At 31.7% G+C, this 25286-nt stretch carries 19 protein-coding genes and 1 tRNA gene; 10 read left to right on the top strand and 10 right to left on the bottom strand.

Translation table 11 applies throughout. The features are described 5' to 3' along the window. Positions 1 to 6 precede the first annotated feature (6 nt). Positions 7 to 3084, bottom strand: coding sequence for a SusC/RagA family TonB-linked outer membrane protein (locus tag ACYX4H_RS12170; protein WP_476236554.1), 3078 nt, complete (start codon positions 3082 to 3084; stop codon positions 7 to 9). Positions 3085 to 3302: 218 nt separating this feature from the next. Between ACYX4H_RS12170 and ACYX4H_RS12165 the strand changes: the two genes are divergently transcribed. Continuing rightward, positions 3303 to 4163, top strand: coding sequence for an AraC family transcriptional regulator (locus ACYX4H_RS12165; protein ID WP_476236552.1), 861 nt, complete (start codon positions 3303 to 3305; stop codon positions 4161 to 4163). Positions 4164 to 4236: 73 nt separating this feature from the next. On the opposite strand, the gene ACYX4H_RS12160 is transcribed toward ACYX4H_RS12165, so the two are convergent. Then, positions 4237 to 4310 (bottom strand) — tRNA-Arg (locus ACYX4H_RS12160). A gap of 164 nt (positions 4311 to 4474) precedes the next feature. Further along, positions 4475 to 6118, bottom strand: a complete 1644-nt coding sequence (locus ACYX4H_RS12155; protein WP_475296088.1) for a sodium/sugar symporter — start codon at positions 6116 to 6118, stop codon at positions 4475 to 4477. Positions 6119 to 6266: 148 nt separating this feature from the next. Between ACYX4H_RS12155 and ACYX4H_RS12150 the strand changes: the two genes are divergently transcribed. From ACYX4H_RS12150 to ACYX4H_RS12125, 6 genes are all read left to right on the top strand, one after another. Then, positions 6267 to 7259, top strand: a complete 993-nt coding sequence (locus ACYX4H_RS12150; RefSeq protein WP_475296087.1) for a GntR family transcriptional regulator — start codon at positions 6267 to 6269, stop codon at positions 7257 to 7259. An 8-nt stretch (positions 7260 to 7267) separates the two neighbouring features. Continuing rightward, positions 7268 to 8158: an aldose epimerase family protein gene (locus ACYX4H_RS12145; protein WP_476236551.1), complete on the top strand. Its 891-nt coding sequence runs from the start codon at positions 7268 to 7270 to the stop codon at positions 8156 to 8158. Positions 8159 to 8170: 12 nt separating this feature from the next. Then, a complete protein-coding gene (gene galK, locus ACYX4H_RS12140; RefSeq protein ID WP_476236550.1) occupies positions 8171 to 9319 on the top strand; it encodes a galactokinase in 1149 nt (382 codons plus the stop codon). 21 nt (positions 9320 to 9340) lie between these two features. Further along, positions 9341 to 10360: a UDP-glucose--hexose-1-phosphate uridylyltransferase gene (locus ACYX4H_RS12135; protein ID WP_476236549.1), complete on the top strand. Its 1020-nt coding sequence runs from the start codon at positions 9341 to 9343 to the stop codon at positions 10358 to 10360. 311 nt (positions 10361 to 10671) lie between these two features. Further along, entirely contained in the window at positions 10672 to 12231 is a 1560-nt protein-coding gene (locus ACYX4H_RS12130; protein WP_476236548.1) for a hypothetical protein, read from the top strand. A 211-nt stretch (positions 12232 to 12442) separates the two neighbouring features. Further along, positions 12443 to 12694: a YgaP family membrane protein gene (locus ACYX4H_RS12125; protein WP_476236547.1), complete on the top strand. Its 252-nt coding sequence runs from the start codon at positions 12443 to 12445 to the stop codon at positions 12692 to 12694. Between the two features lie 82 nt (positions 12695 to 12776). Here the strand turns inward: ACYX4H_RS12125 and glyA are convergent, their stop codons facing one another. Further along, the gene (glyA, locus tag ACYX4H_RS12120) at positions 12777 to 14051 is read right to left on the bottom strand and encodes a serine hydroxymethyltransferase (RefSeq protein WP_476236546.1); all 1275 of its coding nucleotides are present in this window, start codon (positions 14049 to 14051) and stop codon (positions 12777 to 12779) included. 213 nt (positions 14052 to 14264) lie between these two features. Here glyA and fahA point away from each other — a divergent pair, with 213 nt between their 5' ends. Together fahA and ACYX4H_RS12110 are read left to right on the top strand one after the other, a co-directional pair. Continuing rightward, on the top strand, positions 14265 to 15548 hold the full coding sequence (fahA, locus tag ACYX4H_RS12115) for a fumarylacetoacetase (RefSeq protein ID WP_476236545.1): 1284 nt from the start codon (positions 14265 to 14267) through the stop codon (positions 15546 to 15548). Between the two features lie 125 nt (positions 15549 to 15673). Next, positions 15674 to 16852, top strand: a complete 1179-nt coding sequence (locus ACYX4H_RS12110; protein WP_476236544.1) for a hypothetical protein — start codon at positions 15674 to 15676, stop codon at positions 16850 to 16852. Positions 16853 to 17076: 224 nt separating this feature from the next. On the opposite strand, the gene ACYX4H_RS12105 is transcribed toward ACYX4H_RS12110, so the two are convergent. From ACYX4H_RS12105 to ACYX4H_RS12080, 6 genes are all read right to left on the bottom strand, one after another. After that, on the bottom strand, positions 17077 to 18075 hold the full coding sequence (locus ACYX4H_RS12105) for a glycosyltransferase (protein ID WP_476236543.1): 999 nt from the start codon (positions 18073 to 18075) through the stop codon (positions 17077 to 17079). A gap of 211 nt (positions 18076 to 18286) precedes the next feature. Further along, the gene (locus tag ACYX4H_RS12100) at positions 18287 to 19975 is read right to left on the bottom strand and encodes an RluA family pseudouridine synthase (RefSeq protein ID WP_476236542.1); all 1689 of its coding nucleotides are present in this window, start codon (positions 19973 to 19975) and stop codon (positions 18287 to 18289) included. Continuing rightward, positions 19962 to 20363 carry a gamma-glutamylcyclotransferase family protein gene (locus ACYX4H_RS12095; protein WP_476236541.1) on the bottom strand — a complete coding sequence of 134 codons (402 nt, stop codon included), beginning with the start codon at positions 20361 to 20363 and terminating at the stop codon, positions 19962 to 19964. The genes ACYX4H_RS12100 and ACYX4H_RS12095 overlap by 14 nt, the downstream gene beginning before the upstream one ends. Then, positions 20364 to 20753, bottom strand: coding sequence for a bacillithiol system redox-active protein YtxJ (gene ytxJ / locus ACYX4H_RS12090; RefSeq protein WP_476236540.1), 390 nt, complete (start codon positions 20751 to 20753; stop codon positions 20364 to 20366). It abuts the gene before it with no gap. A gap of 109 nt (positions 20754 to 20862) precedes the next feature. Then, on the bottom strand, positions 20863 to 21552 hold the full coding sequence (locus tag ACYX4H_RS12085; RefSeq protein WP_476236539.1) for a T9SS type A sorting domain-containing protein: 690 nt from the start codon (positions 21550 to 21552) through the stop codon (positions 20863 to 20865). Positions 21553 to 21563: 11 nt separating this feature from the next. After that, on the bottom strand, positions 21564 to 22148 hold the full coding sequence (locus ACYX4H_RS12080) for a phage tail protein (RefSeq protein WP_476236538.1): 585 nt from the start codon (positions 22146 to 22148) through the stop codon (positions 21564 to 21566). Positions 22149 to 22350: 202 nt separating this feature from the next. Here ACYX4H_RS12080 and clpB point away from each other — a divergent pair, with 202 nt between their 5' ends. Beyond that, positions 22351 to 24957, top strand: coding sequence for an ATP-dependent chaperone ClpB (gene clpB, locus ACYX4H_RS12075; RefSeq protein WP_476236537.1), 2607 nt, complete (start codon positions 22351 to 22353; stop codon positions 24955 to 24957). The last annotated feature ends 329 nt before the right edge of the window (positions 24958 to 25286 follow it).

The raw sequence follows: 25286 nt of genomic DNA, 5'->3' as shown, positions 1-25286 counted from the left end.
CAAAGTTTAAAATGTAAATTCTAAACCTAATGTCCAGTTTCTCAATCTTGGGTAACCTCCCCAATAAATACCATTCTCACCTATTTCGGGGTCATAACCTTCAAAATCTGTTATTGTAAATAAGTTTGTTCCGTTAACAAACACTCTACCTCTTTTAAATAGTTTAGGTAAATCAAAGTTATACCCAACGGTTAAGTTTTGAAGTCTCACAAAACTTCCTTCTTCTATAAACCAATCTGACATTAAAAGGTTTCTACCATCTCGCAGGCTTGGATAATTGTTTGTTAAGTTATCTTGTGTCCATCTTAATGGCGTGTTATTTGGTTCTCCAAATCGTTTTGTATTGAAGATATCTTGTCCAAAAGTTCCATTAAAGAAAAGTGAAGCATCAAATTTCTTATATCTAAACTGTAGATTTAAACTTGCAGAAAAATCTGGATTAGGATTACCAATTATTGTTCTATCTCCTTCATCTATAACACCATCTTCATTTAGGTCTACATATTTAAATTCACCTGGTTGTGCTAAATCTCCTGTTAAACCAGAAGCTAATCCATCTGCTTCAGATTGTACAATGCCATCTACTCTATATCCATAAAACACATTAATAGGTTGGCCCACTGCCAAAATATTTGGCACAGCTCTAAACGCTTCAACGGTGCTACCTGAGAATTCGTATTGCATTCCTGTTAAAGCATCAGTATTTAAACCAGATGATAATGCATTACCTAGGCTAACTACTTCATTTTCATTTTTAGAGAAAATAAAGGTTCCGTTTACTCCCCAATCGTCATTATTAATAATTTTTCCATCTAAAGTAATTTCAATACCTCTATTTTCAATTTCACCATCATTAACCCACATTCTATCATATGATGATGAAGGAGAAATTAACCGCTCACGCAATAAATCATCAGTATATTTATTATAGTAATCTAGTGTTACATTTAAACGACGTTTAAAAAACGAGAAGTCTGCACCTATGTTAAATTGTCTTGTTGTTTCCCATTTTAAATCTGGATTTGGGATACCACCCCAAATAAATTTTCCTGTTTGACTATCTTGACCCACTGCATAACCAGGACCAATGGTTGTTTGCCAGCCTCCGTTTACGAAGTATTGATCTTGCCCGTACCTACTGTTTATTAAGTATGGTGAAATACCTTGGTTACCAGAGATACCAAAACTTGCTCTTAATTTTAATTGATCAAATATGTTTAAGTCTTCAATAAATTTCTCATTATGCAATTTCCAACCTAAAGCTCCTGAAGGGAAGTATGCCCATTGGTTATTAGAGCCAAATTTTGAAGACCCATCTGCACGTATAGTAAATGTTACCAAATACTTATCATCATAAGTGTAATTAAAACGCCCTAACCCTGAATATAAAACAGTTTCGGTTAGCCCATTTGAAACAGATTGCTGTTCTGGATTTCCTGAAGCTAGGTTACCGCTTCCTAAAGATTCGTTTAAAAAATCGAAAGCTCTTAAGTTTGATGTTCTGGTTTCTGAATACTGATAAGAAACACCACCCATGGCTGTTACCTTGTGTTTTTCATTAAACAACTTATCAAAAGTTAGGAAAGACTCGGCTACGGTTTCGTGGTTATCCCAGTTATTTATGCCTCCAGCTCCATTATTAAAAGTACCATCTAAGGTGTATCTCTTTGGGTTATAAAACTCATTAATTGAGCGTCCGTATTTATAATTCAGCTGTGTTTTAAACTTTAATGATGGTAATAGTTGTACATCTACATATGCAGAACTTATAAAATCTAAAAATCTAGTTTCATTACTTCTATTCTCTGTTAACGCTATAGGATGAGAAAAATCTTGAACTCCAGCTAGGAAGTAATCCTTTGTTGGATCATTGTCTTGATAAACTGGAAAAATTGGATTTCGCCAATATGCTAAATCACCATTATTATTTTGCTTTCCTTTAGAGTAAATTACATTTGCACCAACTGTTACCTTATCATCAAACAATTTATGAGTTACATTTAAATTAAGGTTTAGCTTATTGTAATCGTCTTCAATATAAACCCCTTCATTAGTATAATATGTTGCACTTAAACTAAATTGAGTTCTATCTGTTTGACTCCTTACAGCTAAGTTTGTATTGTTAGAAACAGGGTCTCTAAAAACAATATCATCCCATTTTGTGTAATATGGCCATGTATTATTTTTTAACTCACTTAAAGAAGGATAATATATACCGTTTGCATCTTCTGCGCCAATATACAACGGAACAAAACCACCATTAATTCTAGATTCATTACTTAATTCTGCCATTAAAGCAGGATCTCTCCAAAGGTTTAAATCTGAAGTAAAACTTGAAAACGTGTTTTGTTGAGAAACAGTTACTTCGGTAGTATTTCTAGAACCTTTTTTAGTGGTAATCATAATAACACCATTAGCACCTCTAGAACCATAAATTGCAGAAGCCGAAGCATCCTTTAACACCTCCATTGAGGCAATATCTTGTGGAGAAATCTGCTTTAAGTCTCCAGCAGTTCCTATTGGAAAACCATCTACAACAACTAACGGGTCATTACCACCTCTTAAGGAACTACCTCCTCTAATTCTTATTACAGAACCTGCTCCAGGGTTATCGGATGGCGATGTTACTTGCACACCAGCCACTTGCCCTTGCAGTAAACCATCAACAGAATTGGCAGGTTTAGCAGGAATATCATCCATATCTACTGAAGCTACAGAACCTGTAAGATCACTTTTTTTAACCGATCCATAACCTACAACTACAACTTCATCTAATGATGCAATGTCTTCTTTTAAAACAATATTAAAGTTGGTTTTATTTTCAACAGCTACTAATTGTGCTAAATAACCAACATACGTTAATTCTAATTTAGATGATTTATTTTTAACAGTTAAATTAAACCTACCATCAAAATCAGTAGTAGTACCATTAGAAGTACCTTGTTCAATAACATTTGCTCCTGGCAAAGGAATCCCTCCTTCATCAGTAACAATACCGCTAACATTAATTTGAGCATTTAAGGTGGTTAACCCTAAAATAAACATGACGCTAGCTAGAAACCTAATTCTATTTCTTTTATTCATTTAGTTTAGCTTTAAAATTTAATTGTTGGTCAAAATTAGACAAGAAATAGTCTTAAAAATGATTATTTAATGCTCAATACTTTGCATTTTTTGAACTTTACAATTATTTATTATTAATTTTCTACTAAAAAACATTACGATATCATTAATTTATGTGAAATATATTTTTAAATTATTAATTTTACCATAAAACTTAAATACAAAAACTGTATTTATTCATGAGATCTATAAGAGAAATTACACCTATAAAAACCGATGATCCATTTGTTGTTTTAAAGCATAAAAATGCATTATTTGACTATCCGCTGCATTTTCATAACGAATACGAATTAAACCTCATTTCAGGTTTTAAAGGTAGCAGAACTGTTGGAGATTCAACTGAAAAAATTAATGGTACCGATTTAACCCTTCTTGGGCCTGAACTTAAACATGTTTGGAAATCAGATAGTGCTATAAGTAAAGCCGCTGTTATAACACTGCAGTTTCAAGAACATTTTCTACACTCAAAAATAATGAGTTATTCGGTTTCTAAAGACATCAAAAAGCTTTTAGAATTATCACAAAGAGGAATTTCATTTTCTAATCCAACAAAATCGATTATTCAAAAAAAAATGAAATTAATATCAGGAAATGATACCTTCAAATCCTTTTTAATTTTTTTAGAAATACTTCATATATTATCTACATCAACTGACATTAAAGTGCTTAGTAGCCCACAAAGTGCCAATTATAATGAAAAAAGAGAAAGCAGAAGAGTATCCCTAATCATGAACTATGTTAAAAATAATTACAAGACACCTATAAAATTATCTAAAGTTGCCGAAATGGTTAATATGTCTGAATCTGCATTTAGTCACTACTTTAAAAAAAGAACTGGTTTAAGTTTTACCAATTACCTTATGGATTACAGACTTGGTGTTGTTACTAAATATTTAACTGAAACTAATATGCCTATAAGTGAAGTTTGTTATGAAGCTGGCTTCAACTCTCTTTCTAATTTTAATAGAGCCTTCAAAAAGAAACATAATATATCTCCCAAAGAATTTAAATATAATTATGAAAAAGAAGTTTCTAGATAATTATTGTTTATTTCAAACATTGTAGAACCTGTATGAAACAAAAAATCCTCACTTTTTTAAGTGAGGATTCTTGTGATCGCGACAGGATTCGAACCTGTGACCGTCTGCTTAGAAGGCAGATGCTCTATCCAGCTGAGCTACGCGACCATTAAAGCGGTTGCAAATATAAAATTAAACATAAATCTAACAAAAGAAATTTTACAAATTTTTATACTTTATGCTTAATACGTTAAAACAAACGTTTTTACAAGTGTTATAAAATTAAAAAACGCCATATTACTATAGCGTTTTATATCTATTTTAATTATTTATTACCAAAATTTAGCGTATAAAAACGCTAATATTAGCATTATTACAAACGCACCTATGTTAAATAGCGGTGTTGTTTTAAATAAATCTTTAGAAAAGTGAATACCCTTAGCATCTTCTTTTCCTTTATTTTCCATTTGGCTCATAATCATAATTACAACCATTGAAAGCAATGTTGCAATTCCCATTTGGTGCATCCAAGGTGTTAACCATGCAAATGCTTCTACTTTTAAAGGTAACCACTTAAGTAAACCTGCAATAGGAACCGATAATAAAGCGCCCCAAATAGCTGCATTGTTGGTTGTTTTCTTCCAGAATAAACCTAATAAAAACACTGCTAAAATACCCGGACTCACTAAACCTGTATACTCTTGAATAAATTGAAAAGCCTGATCTATACCACCTAATAAAGGTGCTACAATAACTGCAATTACAAGGGCTACAGCTGCAGAAATTCTACCTACATTTACCGTTTTCTTATCACTTGCATTTTTATCAAAATATTCTTTATAAATATCCATTGTGAATATTGTAGATGTTGAATTTAACATAGACGCCAAAGACGATACTACCGCAGCTGCTAAAGCCGCAAATGCCACACCTTTAAGTCCGGTTGGTAAAAATTGTAATAACCAAGGATACGCTTTATCAGCTTTTTCTGCTGAAGGCATGTTTAATTGCCCAATATCACCTAATCTGGCCATAATTTCAGGGTCGTTAACCATTACGTAAGCTGCAATTCCTGGAATTACAACAATTAAAGGGATAACTAACTTTAAACCTGCTGCTAAAAGAATACCTTTTTGAGATTCTTTTAAAGATTTTGCAGCTAAAGTTCTTTGAATAATGTATTGATTGAAGCCCCAATAGTAAATATTTGCAACCCATAAACCACCTATTAATACCCAAATACCTGGAAGGTTGTTATAATTATCATTAGTTTCTTCTAAAATCATATGGAATTTATCTGGCGCAGCATCCATTACTTGAGAGAAACCAGCTAATATACCTTCGCCATCAGATACGGCGTTTAAAGCCAAATACGTAGTAACAAGACCACCTAATACCAAAAATACAACTTGTATAACATCTGTCCATGCAACTGCAGATAAACCACCGTATAATGAATATGCAGCAGCAAATAATGCTAAACCAATAATAGCATACATCATATCTACACCCATAATGGTTTCAATAGCTAAACCACCCAAATAAAGTACTGATGCTAAGTTTACAAAAACATATAAAGCCAACCAAAAAACAGCTAATATTGTTTTCAAATTGGTAGAGAATCGTTTTTCAACAAATTCTGGGATGGTATAAAGTCCTTTTTCAATAAAAATTGGTAAAAAGTATTTACCAACAATAATTAAAGTTAATGCCGCCATCCATTCATATGAGGCAATTGCCAAACCAAGGGCAAACCCTGAGCCAGACATTCCTATAAATTGTTCTGCTGAAATGTTTGCGGCTATTAATGATGTACCAATAGCCCACCATGGTAAAGATTTACTTGCCAAGAAATAATCTTCGGCATTTTTTTGGTGCCCGTCTTTGTCCCTAGACACCCATAAACCTACACCTAAAATTAATATGGCGTAAGCAACAAAGACTATATAGTCCCACGTATCAAATCCTGCTGTCATTGTATAATATTTAGTTTAGTTAGTGAAAATAGAACTCAAATATAGAAATTAAATTTTAAAAACATAGTTAATTACACCAATAAAAACCAAACTGGTAGGGTCTAGTAGGTTTTTATTTAAAAATTTGTATATTTGTTACTTAAACACCATGATTAAAGTTAAAAGCAAAATAGGAATACCTAAGTACAAACAAATTATTAATTCTATTGAAGAATTGATAGTTTCTGGCACGCTACAAAAAGGTGATAAAATTCCATCTATTAACACCATAAAAGATGAACACGGTATATCTAGAGATACGGTTTTAATGGCTTTTAATGAATTGAAAAATCGTGGTATTATACAATCTGTAGTTGGTAAAGGCTACTATGTTTCAAGCGAAAATGTTAGTGTTACTCAAAAAATATTTTTATTGTTTGATGAACTTAATGCCTTTAAAGAAGATTTGTATAATTCGTTTTTAGAGCATTTAGGAAGTAATATTCAAGTAGATATCTATTTTCATCATTTCAACAATAATTTATTTTCAAAACTCATTCAAGATAATATTGGCAGCTATAATTACTATGTTATTATGCCTGCAAATTTAAAAAATACAAATGCTGAAATTAAACATTTACCTGAAGATAAAGTATACATTTTAGATCAAGTGCATGAAGATTTAAAACAATATCCAGCAGTGTATCAAAACTTTGAAAGTATTATTTTTAATAACCTTACAAAAACCTTGCATCTTCTAAAAAAGTATAAAAAGCTCTTTTTGGTGCTACAAGACAATAAACAACCCGAAGGCTTACAAAATGGTTTTGTTAAGTTTTGTTATAAAAATAAATTCAATTACAGCATTATTAAAACACTGAATGATAAACCTTTAAAAAAAGGAAGCGTTTACATAATGCCTGAAGATAAAAGTTTACTAACAGTAATTAAAAAACTAAAAGAAGCTAAACTTGAATTAGCTGAAGATATTGGGGTTATTTCATATAACGACGCCCTTTTAAAAGAAATAGTTGAAGGCGGTATTACCACCATTTCTACAGATTTTAATGCCATGGGCAAACGTTTAGCTGAAATGATATTAAATAAAGAAACTATACAAGTAGAAAATCCTCATAATTTAATTTTAAGAAACTCATTATAACCAACTAAATGTACAATATAAACCACAACAAGGCCACCAATGTTTTAGAAATTCAAAATGAAAAAACAAAACTTTACGGTAAAATTTACTTAAATCAAGGGGCTAGTTTACAAGAATTAACACTTAATGGTCATGAAATTATTAAAGATTTAGCACCGTTAACGTATGCAGATACTTTTGCATCATCCATCCTATTTCCTTTTGCTAATAGAATAAAAGACGGTAAATACACATTTAACAATGAAAATTTTCAGTTTGAAGCTAATCAAAAAGAAGAAAACAACGCTTTACACGGTTTAGTTTACAACAAAACTTTTGAGGTTATTAAAACCATTTCAAATGAAAAATCATCATCTATACTTCTTGAGTATACTGAAAATAACATTTCAAAAGGCTTTCCATACACCTATAAAATGCAATTAGAATATCTGTTTTCTGAAACCAATCTTTCTTTAAAAGTAACAGTAAATAACACTGATAGCAAAGCATTTCCGTTCACACTAGGTTGGCACCCATATTTTTTAAGTGCTAATTTACCAGAAAGTGCATTACGCTTTAACAGTAATGAAAAAGTAGTTTTAGGCGAGCGTAATATTACTACAGGTGTTGAGCCAACAAATACAACTGAAGATTTAAAAATTGAAAACAAACAACTTGATGATTGTTGGGCATTAAAAACTGATGAAGTACTATTTAAAACACCAAACTATAACTTAAAATTTAACGCTACGGGCAACACTAACTTTTTACAAGTTTACACGCCTCCAAAAGAAAACACCATTGCAATTGAGCCAACAACTGGGGTATCTAATAGTTTTAATAATAAAATTGGTTTACAAACTTTAAAACCAAACGAAACTTACAATATCACATGGTCATTAAATATAGAAAACAACTAACAACAATATAAAATGAGAAATAAATTAATTAACGATGTTAAACAGGTTTTTATTAAAGAATTTAATGAAGAACCAGTACTTATTTTTTCACCAGGACGCATAAATATTATTGGTGAACATACTGATTATAATGACGGTTTTGTATTTCCTGGAGCCGTAAATAAAGGTATTTACGCAGCTATACAAAAAACCAACGCCAACACATCATCTGCATACGCGCTTGATAAAGATAGTTTAGTAAGTTTCAATTTAGATACCATTAAACCTTTAAAAGAAGGTAGCTGGGAAAACTACATTTTAGGTGTTGTTGCCGAAATTAAAAACCGTAACAAAGTAATTGGCAACTTCAATATTGTTTTTAAAGGCGATATTCCTGGAGGTGCAGGTATGTCTTCATCGGCAGCACTAGAAAACAGTGTGGTTTTTGGCTTAAACGAAATATTCAACCTTGGCCTTACTAAAGAAGAAATGATATTTATATCACAAAAAGCAGAACATAATTACGTAGGTGTTAACTGTGGTATAATGGACCAATACGCTAGTATGTTTGGTATAAAAGACAATGCCCTACTTTTAGATTGCCGCACCATAAAAGCAAAACCTTTTAAAATAGATTTTAAAAATCATCAGTTAATTTTAATAAACACAAACGTAAAACACAGTTTATCAGATAGTGCTTATAATGATAGGCGTTCGGCTTGCGAAAACATCTCAAAATTGCTTAATGTAAAAGCTCTTAGAGATGCTACCGAAGAAGATTTAGAAACTATTAAAAGCGAAGTAACTCCAGAAAACTACCAAAAAGCTCTATTTGTTATACAAGAAAACAACAGAGCTCGTAAAGCATCAAAAGCCATGGAAGAAGATGATTTAGAAACCCTTGGCGATTTAATTTACGGTTCGCACGAAGGGCTTTCAAAACAATACAAAGTAAGTTGTGAAGAGCTTGATTTTCTAGTAGGAAAAGCTAAAACAACCAACTATGTTATTGGAGCAAGAATGATGGGTGGCGGCTTTGGTGGCTGTACTATAAACCTAATAGAAAAAGGAAAAGAAGATGCTTTTAAAGCTCTTGTATCTCAACCATACAAAGATAAGTTTGGTATGGATTGTACTTTTTATTCAGTTGAATTATCAGACGGAACACACGTAGTAAAATAAACAACATAAACGCAACAAAAAATGACATCTAATTTACAAGACTATTCGCATAAAAGATTTAACATTTTAACGGGCGAATGGGTATTAGTATCACCACACAGAGCTAAAAGGCCTTGGCAAGGACAAAATGAAGCTGTTAACAATGAAGTTAGACCAAGCTATGATGAAAACTGCTATTTATGCCCCGGAAACACAAGAATTAACGGCGAAGTAAACCCAAAATATACCGATGTTTACATTTTCACCAATGATTTTGCTGCATTACAAAAAGATTCACCTGATTTTTCGGTTAACGATGGTCTTTTAATTGCTGAAAGCGAAAAAGGTATTTGTAAAGTAATTTGCTTTAGCCCAGACCACTCTAAAAGTTTAGCCGATATGTCTGCAGAAGAAATTCAAAAAGTTGTTTTTGCATGGCAAAAAGAATACAAAGAATTAGGCGAAAACGAACTCATAAACTACGTGCAAATTTTTGAAAACAAAGGCGCCGTAATGGGTTGTAGTAATCCGCACCCGCATGGTCAAATTTGGAGTCAATCTACCCTACCAAACGAAGTAGACAAAAAGAATACGCAACAATTAAACTACTTTACTAAAAACAAAAGTAGTTTGTTAAGCGATTATTTAGCGCAAGAATTAGAAAAAAACGAACGCATTATTTACCAAAATGATGCCTTTGTTGTATTAACTCCTTTTTGGGCTGTTTGGCCTTTTGAGGTAATGATAGCTCCAAAAAAACACCAAACCAACATTTTAGAAATGACTGAAAATGAAGCCTTGTTATACGCCGATGCTATTGCGGTTTTAACCAAAGCTTATGATAAGATTTTCAACACTTCATTCCCTTATTCAAGTGGTATACATCAAGCACCAACAAATGGTGCCGATAATAGCCACTGGCATTGGCACATGAGTTTTTACCCGCCACTACTACGTAGTGCAACGGTTAAAAAATTTATGGTAGGCTATGAAATGTTTGGTACACCACAACGTGATATTACGGCCGAAAAAGCGGCACAAATGATTAGAGATTTGGTATAACTAATCTCCCCTTTTAATAGCAACTAAAAAGCCCTTGCAAATGCAAGGGCTTTTTTTCTAGCTTTATGTTAGAGTCGGGCATAAAACTAAAGCATTATGTAACATGCAACATAATTGCCTATGTTTTAATATTTCTTAACCTAAAGTCTATAAAAAATTCACACTTAAAAATACAACCTAAATACCTTAATCTTTATGACTTTTATCATACAAATGGCAAATTTTTAATAAAGCATCATAAAATAATAATTTAGATACTGCATACTAATTCATAAATTCAAAAGTTATATTTTAGCATAAATTTTAGTGTAATGAATCGCTTTTTTTATATAGTTTTTACCATATTTTTTTTAACACTTTGGAGTTCTTGCCGTAAAGATTTTGAGTTTTCACCTAGTACAGGAAACCTACAATTCTCAAAAGACACGGTTTATTTAGATACCGTTTTCACCAATATTGGTTCAAGCACATACAATTTAAAAGTATATAACAATAGTGATAATGATATCTCAATACCAACTGTAAAACTTGCTTTAGGCGAAAACTCAAATTATCGTTTAAATGTTGATGGTGTTGCTGGTAAAGTATTTGAAAATGTTCAGCTTTTAGCAAATGACAGTCTTTATATTTTTGTAGAATCTACCATAGATTTTAATGAATTTAACGCACCTAATGCTTCCTATTTATATACAGACCAAATTGAGTTTGACGCTGGTGATCATTTACAAAAAGTAGAGCTAGTTACTTTAGTTAAAGATGCTATTTTTATTTACCCAAACAGAGATAATACTACAAAAGTTGTTGAAACACTAACCTTAAATATTGCAGGTGAAACCGTAGAAACTGAATTACAAGGACGCGAACTTTTAACTTCAGAATTAACTATGACTAACCAAAAGCCATATGTAATCTATGGGTTTGCAGCAGTTCCAAGCGGAGAAACTTTAACTATTGAAGCTGGTGCTCGCCTACACTTTCATGAAAACTCTGGCTTAATTGTACAAAACAACGCGTCATTACAAGTAAATGGAACTTTTAGCCAAAACCAAGAACTCTTAGAAAACGAAGTTATTTTTGAAGGCGACCGTTTAGAACCAAATTTTTCAGACAGACCTGGCCAATGGGGCACCATTTGGCTTTTAGAAGGTAGCACAAATAATAGTATTAACTATGCAACTATTAAAAATGCTTTAGTTGGTATTTTAAGTGATGGAAATGCAAATGCTAATAAATTAACCATAACAAACACACAAATTTACAACACCAGTAATTTTGGTATTTTAGGCAGAAACACCGCTATTAAAGGTGAAAACGTTGTAATAAATAATGCCGGCTTATCAGCATTTGCTGGTACCTTTGGCGGAAAGTATAATTTTACACATAGCACCATTGCTAATTATTGGAATACTAGTTTTAGACAATTTCCGGCGTTATTATTAAATAATTTTTTAGTAGACGAAAACGAAAATACCATTGTAACAAATTTAACCGAAGCCAGTTTTAATAACTGTATTATTTATGGCAATGATAGCAATGAAATTTTATTAGACAACGTTGAAGATGAATCTGTTAATTTTAATTTTAAGTTTACTAATTGTTTGATAAAATTTCAAAATAACAGCTCAGATTTTTCTGGAGAAAATTACAATTTTGATAACATTACGCATTATGAAAATATCATTTTTAATGAAAAACCAGATTTTAAAGATACCAGTAAAAACATGCTTTTAATTGGTGAAACATCTGCGGCTATTAACCAAGGTGCTATTAATTTTGCTTCACAAGTACCAACCGATATTTTAAATGAAAACCGTACAACTTTACCAGATTTGGGGGCTTACCAGCACACAATTTTTAATGAAGACGATTAATTTTTAGTAAAAAAAACACTCTAAAATATTAGTTATACTCTTTATCGGTTTTGTTTGCGTTTATCTTATTTTAATCTGAAAAATTATAAATTTTAACGAATAGTTTATTCTATATTTCTTTTTTAAAATGTTTAGCTATAATTTTATTAAACATTAATTAATTCTTCCCTCAAAAAATTAATGTTAATCCCAAATTTTATAACCTACTTTTATGATTCATTTTAAGAGAAATATGAGCAGTTTTGATAGAGTTTCAAAATTCATTGTTGCTGTACTTTTATTAAGTTTATTTTTTATTGCTGGTGTTAGAGGCTTTTTAGGATTTATATTCTTAATTGTTGGCTTACTTTTTTCTTTTTCTAGCGTTACCTCTTATTGCCCATTATATAAAACGTCAAAATTTCCTATAGATTATGATTTAAAAAACAATATGGGTACTAAAAGTTTAAAAAAACAATGTTAAAATAAAAAAGCCCGAAAATTAAAATTTTCAGGCCTTATATAATTTAATAATATTTAAAAAATCTTCTTTTTTAAAGCATTAATTATGCAACAAATAAAGGTTTATTTGCCATCATTGCATTTACTTTTTCTCTTACACCTTCTAAAATAGCTTCATCTTCATAACTAACAATTACTTCATCAACTAAATTAGCAATTGCAACCATATCATCTTCTTTTAAACCACGTGTAGTTACAGCTGCAACACCCAAACGAATTCCAGAAGTTACAAATGGTGATTTATCATCAAACGGCACCATGTTCTTGTTTACTGTAATATCGGCTTTCACCAATGCTTGTTCTGCATCTTTACCTGATATATTTTTGTTGCGTAAATCAATTAACATACAGTGGTTGTCTGTTCCGCCAGAAATAATTTTATAATCTTTAGCTACTAAAGCATCGGCTAAAGCGGCAGCATTTTTTTTAACTTGTAATTGGTAATGCAAAAACTCATCAGATAAAGCCTCACCAAAAGCAATAGCTTTAGCTGCAATAATATGCTCTAACGGGCCACCTTGGTTTCCTGGGAAAACTGCCGAATCTAATAAAGACGACATTTTACGTAAATTTCCATTTTTAAGTTTAATGCCAAATGGGTTATCAAAATCTTCGCCCATTAGTATTAAACCACCTCTTGGACCTCTTAGGGTTTTATGCGTTGTTGTTGTTACAATGTGGCAATGTGGAATTGGGTCGTTTAAAATACCTTTAGCTATTAAACCTGCAGGGTGTGAAATATCGGCCATTAAAATAGCACCAACACTATCTGCAATTACTCTAAAACGCTTAAAATCAATATCACGAGAGTATGCTGATGCTCCTGCTATAATTAATTTTGGCTGCTCTTTAGTGGCTATTTCTTGTATTTTATCATAGTTTAAAACGCCTGTTTCTTCCTCAACTCCATAAAAAACAGGATCGTATAATTTACCAGAAAAATTTACTGGCGATCCGTGAGTTAAATGTCCACCATGTGATAAATCAAAACCTAAAATTTTGTCACCTGGTTTAATACATGCTGCAAAAACAGCCGTGTTTGCCTGACTTCCAGAGTGTGGTTGTACATTTGCATATGCAGCGCCAAATAATTCTTTTGCTCTATCAATAGCTATTTGTTCTACTTCATCAACTACTTCACAACCACCATAGTAGCGTTTTCCTGGGTAGCCTTCAGCATATTTATTAGTTAAAACAGAGCCTGCAGCTTCCATTACTTGGTTGCTTACAAAATTCTCTGATGCTATAAGTTCAATACCATGTAATTGACGCTCTTTTTCAGCTTCAATAAGTTCAAAAATTTGTTCGTCGCGTTGCATAAAATTAAATTATGATTAAATATTTGTGCAAAAATATAAAATACAATAGTTTTTAGCATTAAAAAACACATATTTAAGTGTAAGTTTTAAACCAATTTATTAACCATTTACTTCACATTAAAATTTTATTTGTTTTAAGGTAATTTTTGTATGAAAATAAAAAAAAATGTGTACGTTTGAAGATAATTCAATAATTCAAATTCATATATAGTTATGCCATTATCAGCTAACAATCCAGATAGAGTTTCGTGGTTACACGTAGATAAACATTCAGATTTCCCTATACAAAACATACCATTTGGAGTATTTTTAACAAGAGATGATATTATTACCATTGGTACACGTATTGGTGATACCGCTATAGATTTAGGCGCTTTACACCAATTGGGATATTTTGATGGTATTGCACTAACCGATGATATTTTTTTACAAGATACCTTAAACGATTTTATTGCCGATGGCCGTAAAACGTGGCGCGCTGTTAGAAACAGAATTGCTGAAATTTTTGATGCTGAAAATAATACGCTTAAAAATAACGTAAAACATAAAGAAATTGTACTGTTTCGCTTAGATGAAATTGAAATGCAATTACCTGTACAAGTTGGTGATTATACAGATTTTTACTCTAGTAAAGAACATGCTACCAATGTAGGTACAATGTTTAGAGACCCTGATAATGCTTTGTTGCCAAACTGGTTACACATTCCTGTAGGCTATCATGGCAGAAGTTCATCTATTATACCATCGGGTATTCCGGTGCACAGACCACAAGGACAAACGTTACCAAATGATGCTGACACTCCTGTTTTTGGGCCCAGTAAATTAGTAGATTTTGAACTTGAAATGGCATTTATTACTACCGATGCTAACGATTTAGGAGAACCAATACCAGTAAACGAAGCCGAAGAATATATTTTTGGTTTAGTGCTGTTTAATGATTGGAGCGCCCGCGATATTCAAAAGTGGGAATACGTGCCTTTAGGCCCATTTTTAGCCAAAAACTTCGCATCTTCAATGTCGCCATGGATTGTAACACTTGATGCCCTAGAACCATACAGAGTGCAAGGGCCAAAACCTATTAAACCGCAATTACCTTATTTGCAATACAAAGGCAATAAAAGTTTTGATATTAATTTAGAAGTTTCCATTCAACCTAAAGGCGCTAAAGAAACCGTGGTTAGCAAATCTAACTTTAAACACATGTATTGGAATATGGCGCAACAACTAGCACACCATACTATTAACGGTTGCCCCATAAACTCTGGTGATATGATGGGAAGCGGAACAATTTCTGGCCCTACAGAAGATAGTTACGGCTCTATGTTAGAGTTAACCTGGAAAGGTGAAAAACCACTTAAAATGGCCGATGGTAGTGAACGTAAATTTATAAACGACCACGATACTGTAATTATGCGTGGTTATTGTGAAAAAGACGGAACACGTATTGGCTTTGGTGAAGTAAAAACAGAATTACTACCCGTTTACAAGAAAAAATAATGTTTACATAAAAAAACAAACAAATAAACCTCTGTTTTTCAGGGGTTTATTTATTTAAATTAAAATTGATATACATTTGGCATTACTATTGAATTACACACCCAATAACCTAAAATTTTAACCTAATGAAAAAACTACTACTTTTATCTACTTGTATAACCTTATTTGTGGCTTGTAGTGCTAAAAAGCAAGTAGAACAAGCTGTAAACACAGGTAATTATGACCACGCTATTACTACTGCATTACAAAAATTAAAAACCAATAAGAACAAAAAACGTAAAGCAGAATATGTTATAATGCTTCAAGATGCGTATTACAAATCTGTTGAGCGCGATTTAAATACCATAAAACATTTTAAAAAAGATAACAACCCAGAATTACTTAAAAGTATTTTTGAAATTTATAGTGATTTAGATGCCAGACAAGAAGCTATTAAACCCATTTTACCGCTGTATGTTAATGGTAAAAAAATTAGCTTTAAATTTAATGATTACAGTGATGCTATAGCTGAAAGTAAAGAAAAACTATCTGATTATCTATATGAAAAAGGTATAGATTTATTAGAATCTGATGATAAATATACCATTAGAGAAGCTTATAATACTTTGGAATATTTAGATAATATAAACCCTAATTATGAAACCACACGCAGTTTATTAAACGAAGCTCATGCCCGCGGTACACATTACGTGTTAGTTTCAATAAACAACCAAACACAGCAAGTAATTCCAAAACGTTTAGAAGATGATTTGTTAAATTTTAACACATACGGTTTAAATCAGTTTTGGACGGTTTATCATGCCACACCCGATAAAAACATAGACTATGACTTTGCCATGCAACTACAACTAAAACGCATAAACATTTCGCCAGAACGCATTAAAGAACGTGAGTTTATAAGAGAACGTGATGTGGCTGATGGTTGGAAATACAAAAAAGACCGTAACGGTAACGTTATGAAAGATAGTTTGGGTAACGATATTAAAATTGATAAAATTATACGTGTAAAAGCACGTGTAAACGAAGTGATTCAAACCAAAGAATCTCAAATTATTGCTGATGTTGTTTATACCAATTTAAAAACAAAACAAATAATAGACACGTTTTCATTTGATAGCGGTTTTATTTTTGAAAATATTTTTGCCCGTTACCGTGGCGATAAACGTGCATTAGAAAAAGAAGACAGACGTTTAATTGATAACAGGCGTGTGCCCTTCCCAACCAACGAACAAATGGTTTTTGATACCGGCGAAGACCTAAAAGCAAAACTTAAAAACATTATTACCAAACAACGGTTTAATTAGAACAAAAAAACGTCCGAAAAGGGCGTTTTTTTGTATGTTTTAAGTTAACATGTTTAAATAAACTCTTTAAAAACTACTTAATTAATAAACTGCAAAAGCAACCCCAAAAAACCAATTTTTAAGTATTAAACTCTAAAAGTTCAAACCGAATTAAAAATTTGTAAATATATTCATAAATAAGTATCTATCAACGATTAAGTTTATGCGGTATTGGCAATATTTTATCATTTAAATAGTAAATGTTTTTCTTTTTGAATATGTTTTAGTTGTGGTTTGTTTGGGTTTAATTTTTCGCCATTTAATACAGCATTATACTTTTCTAAATATTTTTCTGCCATTTTTTTACTGCTAAAATTTTCACATGCGTATTCATGGCATAGTTTGTTATCAAAAGTGTAATCGTTTCTAATTTTCTCGGTAATATCTTTTCTTTTATTACTTAAAAAACCAACATCACTATTAACTAATTCAGGTAAAGAACCGTAAGGTGTTCCAAAAACGGGACATCCGTAAAATAGACTTTCAATTATTGCTAATCCAAATGGTTCGTGCCATAATACAGGAAATAATAATCCGTTTGATAATTGTAAATATTTTTCTTTTTCTTTGCCGCCCAACATACCTTTAAAAGCAATTTTATTAGATAGAAAATGAGATGGACCCATTTTAAGTACTCTTTCACTAAAACGCTTACCACCTAAAACAAATAATTTCTTGTTTTTTAATTCTTTTGTTATTTTAATTGCTCCTTTTAAATTTTTCACAGACCAAGAAGCTCTACCCAAAAAGTGATAACTGTTTTTATTTTTTTTTAAATTTGGTTTTGAATAATCACTCCAATCTAAGCCATTATAAACAAATGAATTTGAGTTATATCTTTCGGCATGATTTCTAGATACAAAAACAGTATTATAATCTAAACTTGTACTGTTATTTAAATTTCCATGCATTGTAACAATATAAGGTTTGTTTAATTTAAACAAATTGGTTGGTTCATAGTTAAAATGTACAACATCAATATATTCTGGTATTTGTTCATAAATTTCTTTTTCATAATCTATATAAATAACTTTAGCAAAATCACATTCTGAACCTTTTTTTACCAAATATGAGACTTTATGACCAAGGTCTGAAAGTGCTTTACCAAGAGACCAAATAACCCTTTGTGTACCACCGTAAAGCTTAACAGGTATTATTGAATTTTCAACTATTAAAATATTCATTATTTAATTTCTGTTTTATATTTTAAACAACCAATACATAAAAATAAAACTATCGTTATGTAGCTATTTAACAGGAAATAATAGCAGTTTTATGTTGTTGTATTTTAACTAATTATGTACAACCAAATTTAGAGTTTTCTTTCTAAAAGCAACATAGTACTTTAAGCGCCTTATAAACAAGTTTTTAACAAAAAAAGAGACAAATCTCTTACTAAAAAGGCGCTTTACAAACAATATTTAATTCCTTTTTAGTCACAGGATGTTCAAAAGTTAATTCTTCTGCATGTAAGTGTAAACGGTTAGCTTTAGTTCCATATAAATCGTCTCCTAGAATAGGCAAATTTAGTCCGTTGCTATGGGCGGCATGCACACGTAATTGATGTGTTCTGCCTGTAATTGGATAAAAATGAATGCGAGTTTTTCCATCTTCAACCTTTACTACTTTATATTTTGTTTTTGCTGGTTTACCATGCTCATAACACACCAATTGCTGTGGGCGGTTATCTAAATCTACACGCAACGGTAAATCTATAATACCTTCTTTATTAGAAAGTTCGCCGTCTAAAATGGCAACGTAACGTTTTTTTACTGTACGTTTTATAAACTGTTTTTGAAGGTTTTTATGTGTTTTTTCGTTTTTAGCAACTAACAATATACCTGAAGTTGACATATCTAACCTATGCACTAACAACGGTTTAATATTGGGTAAATATTGTTGCATTTTGGTTTGCACAGACTCTAAACTGGTTTTTCCTGGTACCGATAAAAATTCATGGGGTTTATTAACTACCAACAAATAATCATCTTCAAATAAAATTTCTAGAGGCTTATCGTGTTTTTTAACCTCTAAAATAGGATTAGGTTCTACATGTAGCCCTTGCATCATATGTCCTAAAATAGGTTCGCATTTGCTGCGGCACGATGGGTAAAATTGTTTGTGTTTACGTACTTCAGATTTTGGTGAAGCGCCCCACCAAAACTCTGCCATAGCTATAGGTTTTAAATTATTTTGATATGCATACTGAAATAACTTGGGCGCAGCACATTCTCCTGCTCCTGCTGGCGGAATTCTAACGGTGGTATTTTCAAAAATATCTAGCAAATCTTTGCTTTCACCTTTGTAATTTAAAAAAGCATATTGTTGGTGTAATTGCTTTTGAAGTGACGCCGATTGTAAGCGGCGTTTTTCTTTTAAAGCGTTTAATGTTGATTGTAATTTTTCAAATTGAGATTTAGCAGTGTCTATTTTAAATTTCCAAGCGGTTTTTAAATCTTTCAACCTAAAATGATAGTAAATACTTTCATTTTTAAGTTTTTCAAGCAAATGTTGATAAGCTTCGGGTGATAATTTTTCAGCTTCAGAATCTCTAAGTTTATTGCGTTTAGCTTTCTTTTCTTTAATGGTTTGTTTTAACGTTTGTAATTCGGTTTCATAAGTGTTTAAACAAATATCTAAATTGTTTTTTGTTGAAATATATGTTTCAGAGTTTTCTAAAACTTCAATATCTCTATTTATAGCATTTAATTCTTGTTCACCTATTTTGTAAAATCCTTCCGGATTCAATGTATCATAAACCGTAGGCACAAAGCCTTTATGCTGATTACTTTCGGCTAGTTTGCCAGAAAAGGCTGCTAAATATCCTAAGTTATTGGCTTTATCTTTAACCACCATAACCCCAAACATTTTCCCAATTACTAATCCTTTGGCATTGGGTTTTAATCCGAAATTATGATTAAATCTGGCTTCATTTTCAAGATAACCTTGTAAATCTTCAGCAGCTAAAACACTTAACTCATGCGGTGTGTAATAAAACGGAAAGGTAAATTGTGATGGTAAAGCTATTTCTTTTTTTGGTTGAAGCGAATGAAAAAGGGTATCTGTAAATTTAGAATTGGGCATCTTTTAAAAAATCTCCGGAAACTATGCGGTTTTGTGGGTTTACATTTTGGTTGTAAAGATACACCCAAGCATTGTAAACACGATTATTTTTTGTAAAAACTGTAACTTTTTGACGTATAAACAAGCTTTCTTTTTGGTTATTTGGGTTAAAACCTTCATAATCATCTAAAACATCAAAAATATTATTTGTTAGTTTTAACAATGTACCGTGAACTTTTTGGGTATTATCATTACTTAAAATAGCACCTGGAAACCACGATATTTTATATAATTGACCTGTAAAATAACCTTTTGAAATTATGGTGGCATGTGCTTTTAAAAACACCGACATTTCGTTTTCAGCATTTTGTAATAATGTACCGTAAACAAAAAGATAGTGTGGCGCCAATTAAACAAAGGTTTCTAATTGCACATCATTAATAGCACCGTGTGAAGCATGCGCTACGGTTTGCCCATTTTTTATAACCAATAGTTGTGGAGACTCGTGTAGCACTTGAAATTTATAACCAACCTCGTTTGATACGTCTCTGTAATTTAATAAATCTAGATAATACAAATCTAAATCGGCTTCTGTTAAACTATAAGCATCTATAAACTGGTTCATTACCATACGGCTAATACCGCAACGTGTTGAGTGTTTAAAAATAACTTGCGTTTTAGTTTCAGATTTTTCTTCAATATCCTTTAACTGCTCTAAGTTATTTAAAGCAATCCAAGGCAATACTTTTTCTTCTTTGGGTTCACCAGAACCTCCAAATATTTTATTTAAAATTCCCATAACTAATTTTTGTTTAAATATAAGTCTGTTATACTATTCTTTCATTACAAAACACAAAAAAAGGCAGAAAAACAAGTTTCCACCTTAAAATAGTATGTTATTAAATTATTTAGTTTACAAGTACCTTTTGCTGTAAACTTTTGTTTGAAGTTGTAACAACCTTTAGCATATAAATTCCTTTTGCTAATGCTGAAACATCTAAATTATTATTATTAATACTACGCATAACTTTTTTACCAAGTATGGAGTATAATGTTAATTCTTTGATTGGTGATGCACTAGATTTAACAAAAATAGTTTGTCTTACAGGGTTTGGATATACTGTTATTTTAGTATTTAACAATGCTAAATCGTTTAAACTTAAAGCTTCACTATCTTGTACACTACCGCTAAATGTTCCGTTACTGGTGGTTAATGGGCCACCACAACTTGACGTTGTATCATTCCAAATACCTAAATTTAAACTTGGCGGATTTGGCGTTGATGCTGTTGAATTATGATATACAACTGTAGCATCAGAAAAATCAATTTCATTTTGAACTAACAGTATTTCCCAACGCATAAGTGTATTATTCCAAGCAACTCTAAATTCACATGCACCCGCAGCACAAGGCTGATCACCTGTTATTGGGTTTGTTTGGTAATAATTTCTTCCTGTTGCATCTGTACCTTCTAAAGTTAAAGTATACTCATTTGGTGCTGATGTTGTAAATGAACCCGGACAAGCTGAGAATGTTATTTGTCCCATTGCAATATTAGTTACAACTAATACCGCTAAAAATAGTAGATTTTTTTTCATAACATTTAATATTAATTACGACTTGGAAAAACGCCTTGAGTACAAATAATATAATTTATTACTAATGATGGTTGTATGTTATTTACAGGCTGATTATTACCTGTACTGCTAACCATATTTGAGTTCATTGTTGTATTGGTTGTTGTTGTATACTCGTTATCAAAACTATTTGTATGTGCCAGAACAGCTCCTGTTGGACTTGAAGTTGTACCTGCTTCTGTACTAGCTAATATACTGTGGCTATGTTCTGGTAAATGCAATTGGTTTAAAGTATTTGTTTCGCTACCTGGTTTTGTAGCAAGAACTCTATTTGATAGCCCTGGGCCATTACCTTCTCCCATAGCTACACGCCCTCTTAAATCTGGTAAAGCAAATGTTGTTCTGCAATCGCCTCCATATTGGCAACCCAAAATAGAAAACAAAGCTGTGTTTGATGAAATAGCTAATAATTGACCATCACAAAAAGCCCAACCTCTTGGAGCAAAATTTCCGGCAAACATTTTAACTTCTCCTAAAAAGCCTTCCTGTTGCGAAAAACCTGATAGCGATACTGTTAAAGTTAAAAACAGTATTACATAATGTAATTTTAATTTCATAATAATTATAGTTAAGGTTATTATTGCTAATGTAATATATTACTTATAAAACATATAGCTTTTTAAATTTAAAATCTATAAAAGACAAAAAGTCATAGAATTAAGCCGCAAAAAAGACATTTTGTCTTAAAATAAATCAAATTTTATATTGGTAAACTTATTGCTTATTAAATATTGAAAAAAAGAAAAACAAATTTTAGCTATGAACTTTAATAATTACACAATAAAATCACAAGAGGCCATACAAGAAGCGCAACAAATAGCGCAAGGTTTTGGCCACCAACAAATAGAAAACGAACATCTTTTTAAAGGTATTTTTGAAGTAGATGAAAACGTATTGCCATTCATTTTAAAAAAACTAAATGTAAATGTTAGCATTTTAAAACAAGCCTTAAACAAGCAATTGGAAAGTTTTGCTAAAGTAACTGGCACCGATTTAATGTTGTCTCGCGAAACAGGAAAAACGCTTAACGAAGCTGCTAATATTGCTAAAAATAAAAAAGATGATTACGTATCTATTGAGCATTTAATTATGGCCGTCTTTAAATCTAATAGCAAAATTGCCCAAATGCTAAAAGACCAAGGCGTAACTGAAGTTACATTAAACGCAGCCATTGATGAACTTCGCAAAGGTGAAAATGTAACATCGCAAAGTCAAGAAGATACTTATAATTCTTTAAATAAATACGCCAAAAATTTAAACCAATTAGCTAAAGATGGTAAGTTAGACCCTGTTATTGGTAGAGATGAGGAAATAAGACGCATACTTCAAATTTTATCGCGCCGTACCAAAAACAACCCTATTTTAGTTGGTGAACCTGGTACAGGAAAAACCGCCATTGCTGAAGGTTTAGCCCATAGAATTATTGATGGCGATATTCCTGAAAACCTAAAAGACAAACAAATTTTTGCTCTAGATATGGGCGCACTTATTGCTGGCGCCAAATATAAAGGTGAATTTGAAGAGCGCTTAAAAGCTGTTATTAAAGAAGTTACAACTAGTAACGGCGATATTGTTTTGTTTATTGATGAAATACACACACTTGTGGGTGCCGGCGGTGGCCAAGGCGCCATGGATGCAGCCAATATTTTAAAACCCGCTTTAGCCCGTGGTGAATTAAGAGCCATTGGTGCAACAACTTTAGACGAGTATCAAAAATATTTTGAAAAAGACAAAGCCTTAGAGCGCAGATTCCAAAAAGTAATGGTTGATGAGCCAGATACAGAAAGCGCTATTTCAATACTACGCGGTATAAAGGAAAAGTATGAAACACATCATAAAGTACGTATTAAAGACGAAGCTATCATTGGTGCAGTTGAGCTTTCAACACGCTACATTACAAACCGTTATTTACCAGATAAGGCTATTGATTTAATGGATGAAGCTGCTTCAAAATTACGTATGGAAATCAATTCTAAACCTGAAGAATTAGATGTTTTAGACAGAAAAATTATGCAGTTAGAAATTGAAATTGAAGCCATTAAACGCGAAAAAGATGAAAGTAAGTTAAAATCTCTTCGTTCAGATTTAGCCAATTTAAAAGAAACACGTAATGATATTAATGCTAAATGGAAGAGTGAAAAAGAAGTAGTTGATAATATTCAAAATACAAAACAAGATATTGAAAACTATAAACTAGAAGCCGAACGTGCAGAACGCGATGGTGATTATGGTAAAGTAGCCGAATTACGTTACGGTAAAATTAAAGAAGCCCAAGAGTTACTTGAAGCATACCAAAAACAATTACAAGCTCAAGCCGATAATTCACTTATAAAAGAAGAAGTCACTTATGATGATATTGCTGAAGTTGTAGCCAAATGGACAGGTATACCGGTTACTAAAATGCTACAAAGTGAACGCGAAAAACTTTTGAAATTAGAAGATGAATTACACAAACGTGTTGTTGGCCAAGAAGAAGCCATTGAGGCCGTAAGTGATGCCGTAAGACGTAGCAGAGCAGGATTACAAAATCCGCAAAAACCCATTGGAACCTTCCTATTTTTAGGAACAACTGGTGTTGGTAAAACAGAATTAGCTAAGGCCTTAGCCGAGTATTTATTTGATGATGAAAATGCCATGACTAGAATTGATATGAGTGAATACCAAGAGCGTCATGCTGTAAGTCGTTTGGTTGGGGCGCCCCCAGGATACGTTGGCTATGATGAAGGTGGCCAATTAACAGAAGCTGTAAGACGTAAACCCTACTCTGTTGTGCTTTTAGATGAAATTGAAAAAGCACACCCAGACACCTTTAATATTTTATTACAAGTTTTAGATGAAGGTAGATTAACGGATAATAAAGGCAGAATTGCAGATTTTAAAAACACCATTATTATCATGACATCTAACATGGGTAGTAACATTATTCAAGAGCGATTTGAAGCTACAAAAGATATAAATTCTGCTATTGAAACAGCAAAATTAGATGTGCTAGCTTTGTTAAAACAAAGCGTGCGCCCCGAGTTTTTAAATAGAATAGATGACACCATTATGTTTACACCTTTATCAAAAGAAAATATTGTAAACATTGTAGGCTTACAGCTTAAAGCTATTACAAAAATGATAGCACAACAAGGTATTACCTTTGATGCTACAACCGAAGCTATTGCTTATTTAGCACAAAAAGGATATAATCCAGAATACGGAGCAAGACCTGTTAAAAGGGTTATTCAAAAAGAAGTTTTAAATGCTTTAAGTAAAGAAATATTAGCTGGTAAAGTAACCACAGATAGCATTATTTTATTAGATGCTTTTGATGATAATTTGGTTTTTAGAAACCAAGGCGATTTGGTTACCGAAGAGTTTTAATTTTAGTTTGGTTAGTTAGTTTAAAAGCAATCTTTAATTCAGTAAATTGAATTAAAGGTTGCTTTTTTAGCTTCTACAAAAACGTGTAATAAAAATCTTAAAACTCGATTAAAATCATTAAAACTCGATTAAAATCATTAAAACTTCGATTAAAATCTTAAAAAATAGTCGAAATACAATTTTTTGACTTTTAAGAAGTTAAAAAAAACTGATATGTATTTCATCGAAAAACATAAAACGAAGTCCTTAAATATGGCAATAATTTATAATTTAGTGAAAATGTTTGTCCCCAACAACACATAATTTCCCTCATTTTTTTAACATTAATA

It is taken from the genome of Seonamhaeicola sp. ABD4_340 (assembly GCF_056312135.1).
Note: the sequence above shows the minus strand (reverse complement) of the source record. Positions and strands in the feature narration are given on the sequence as shown.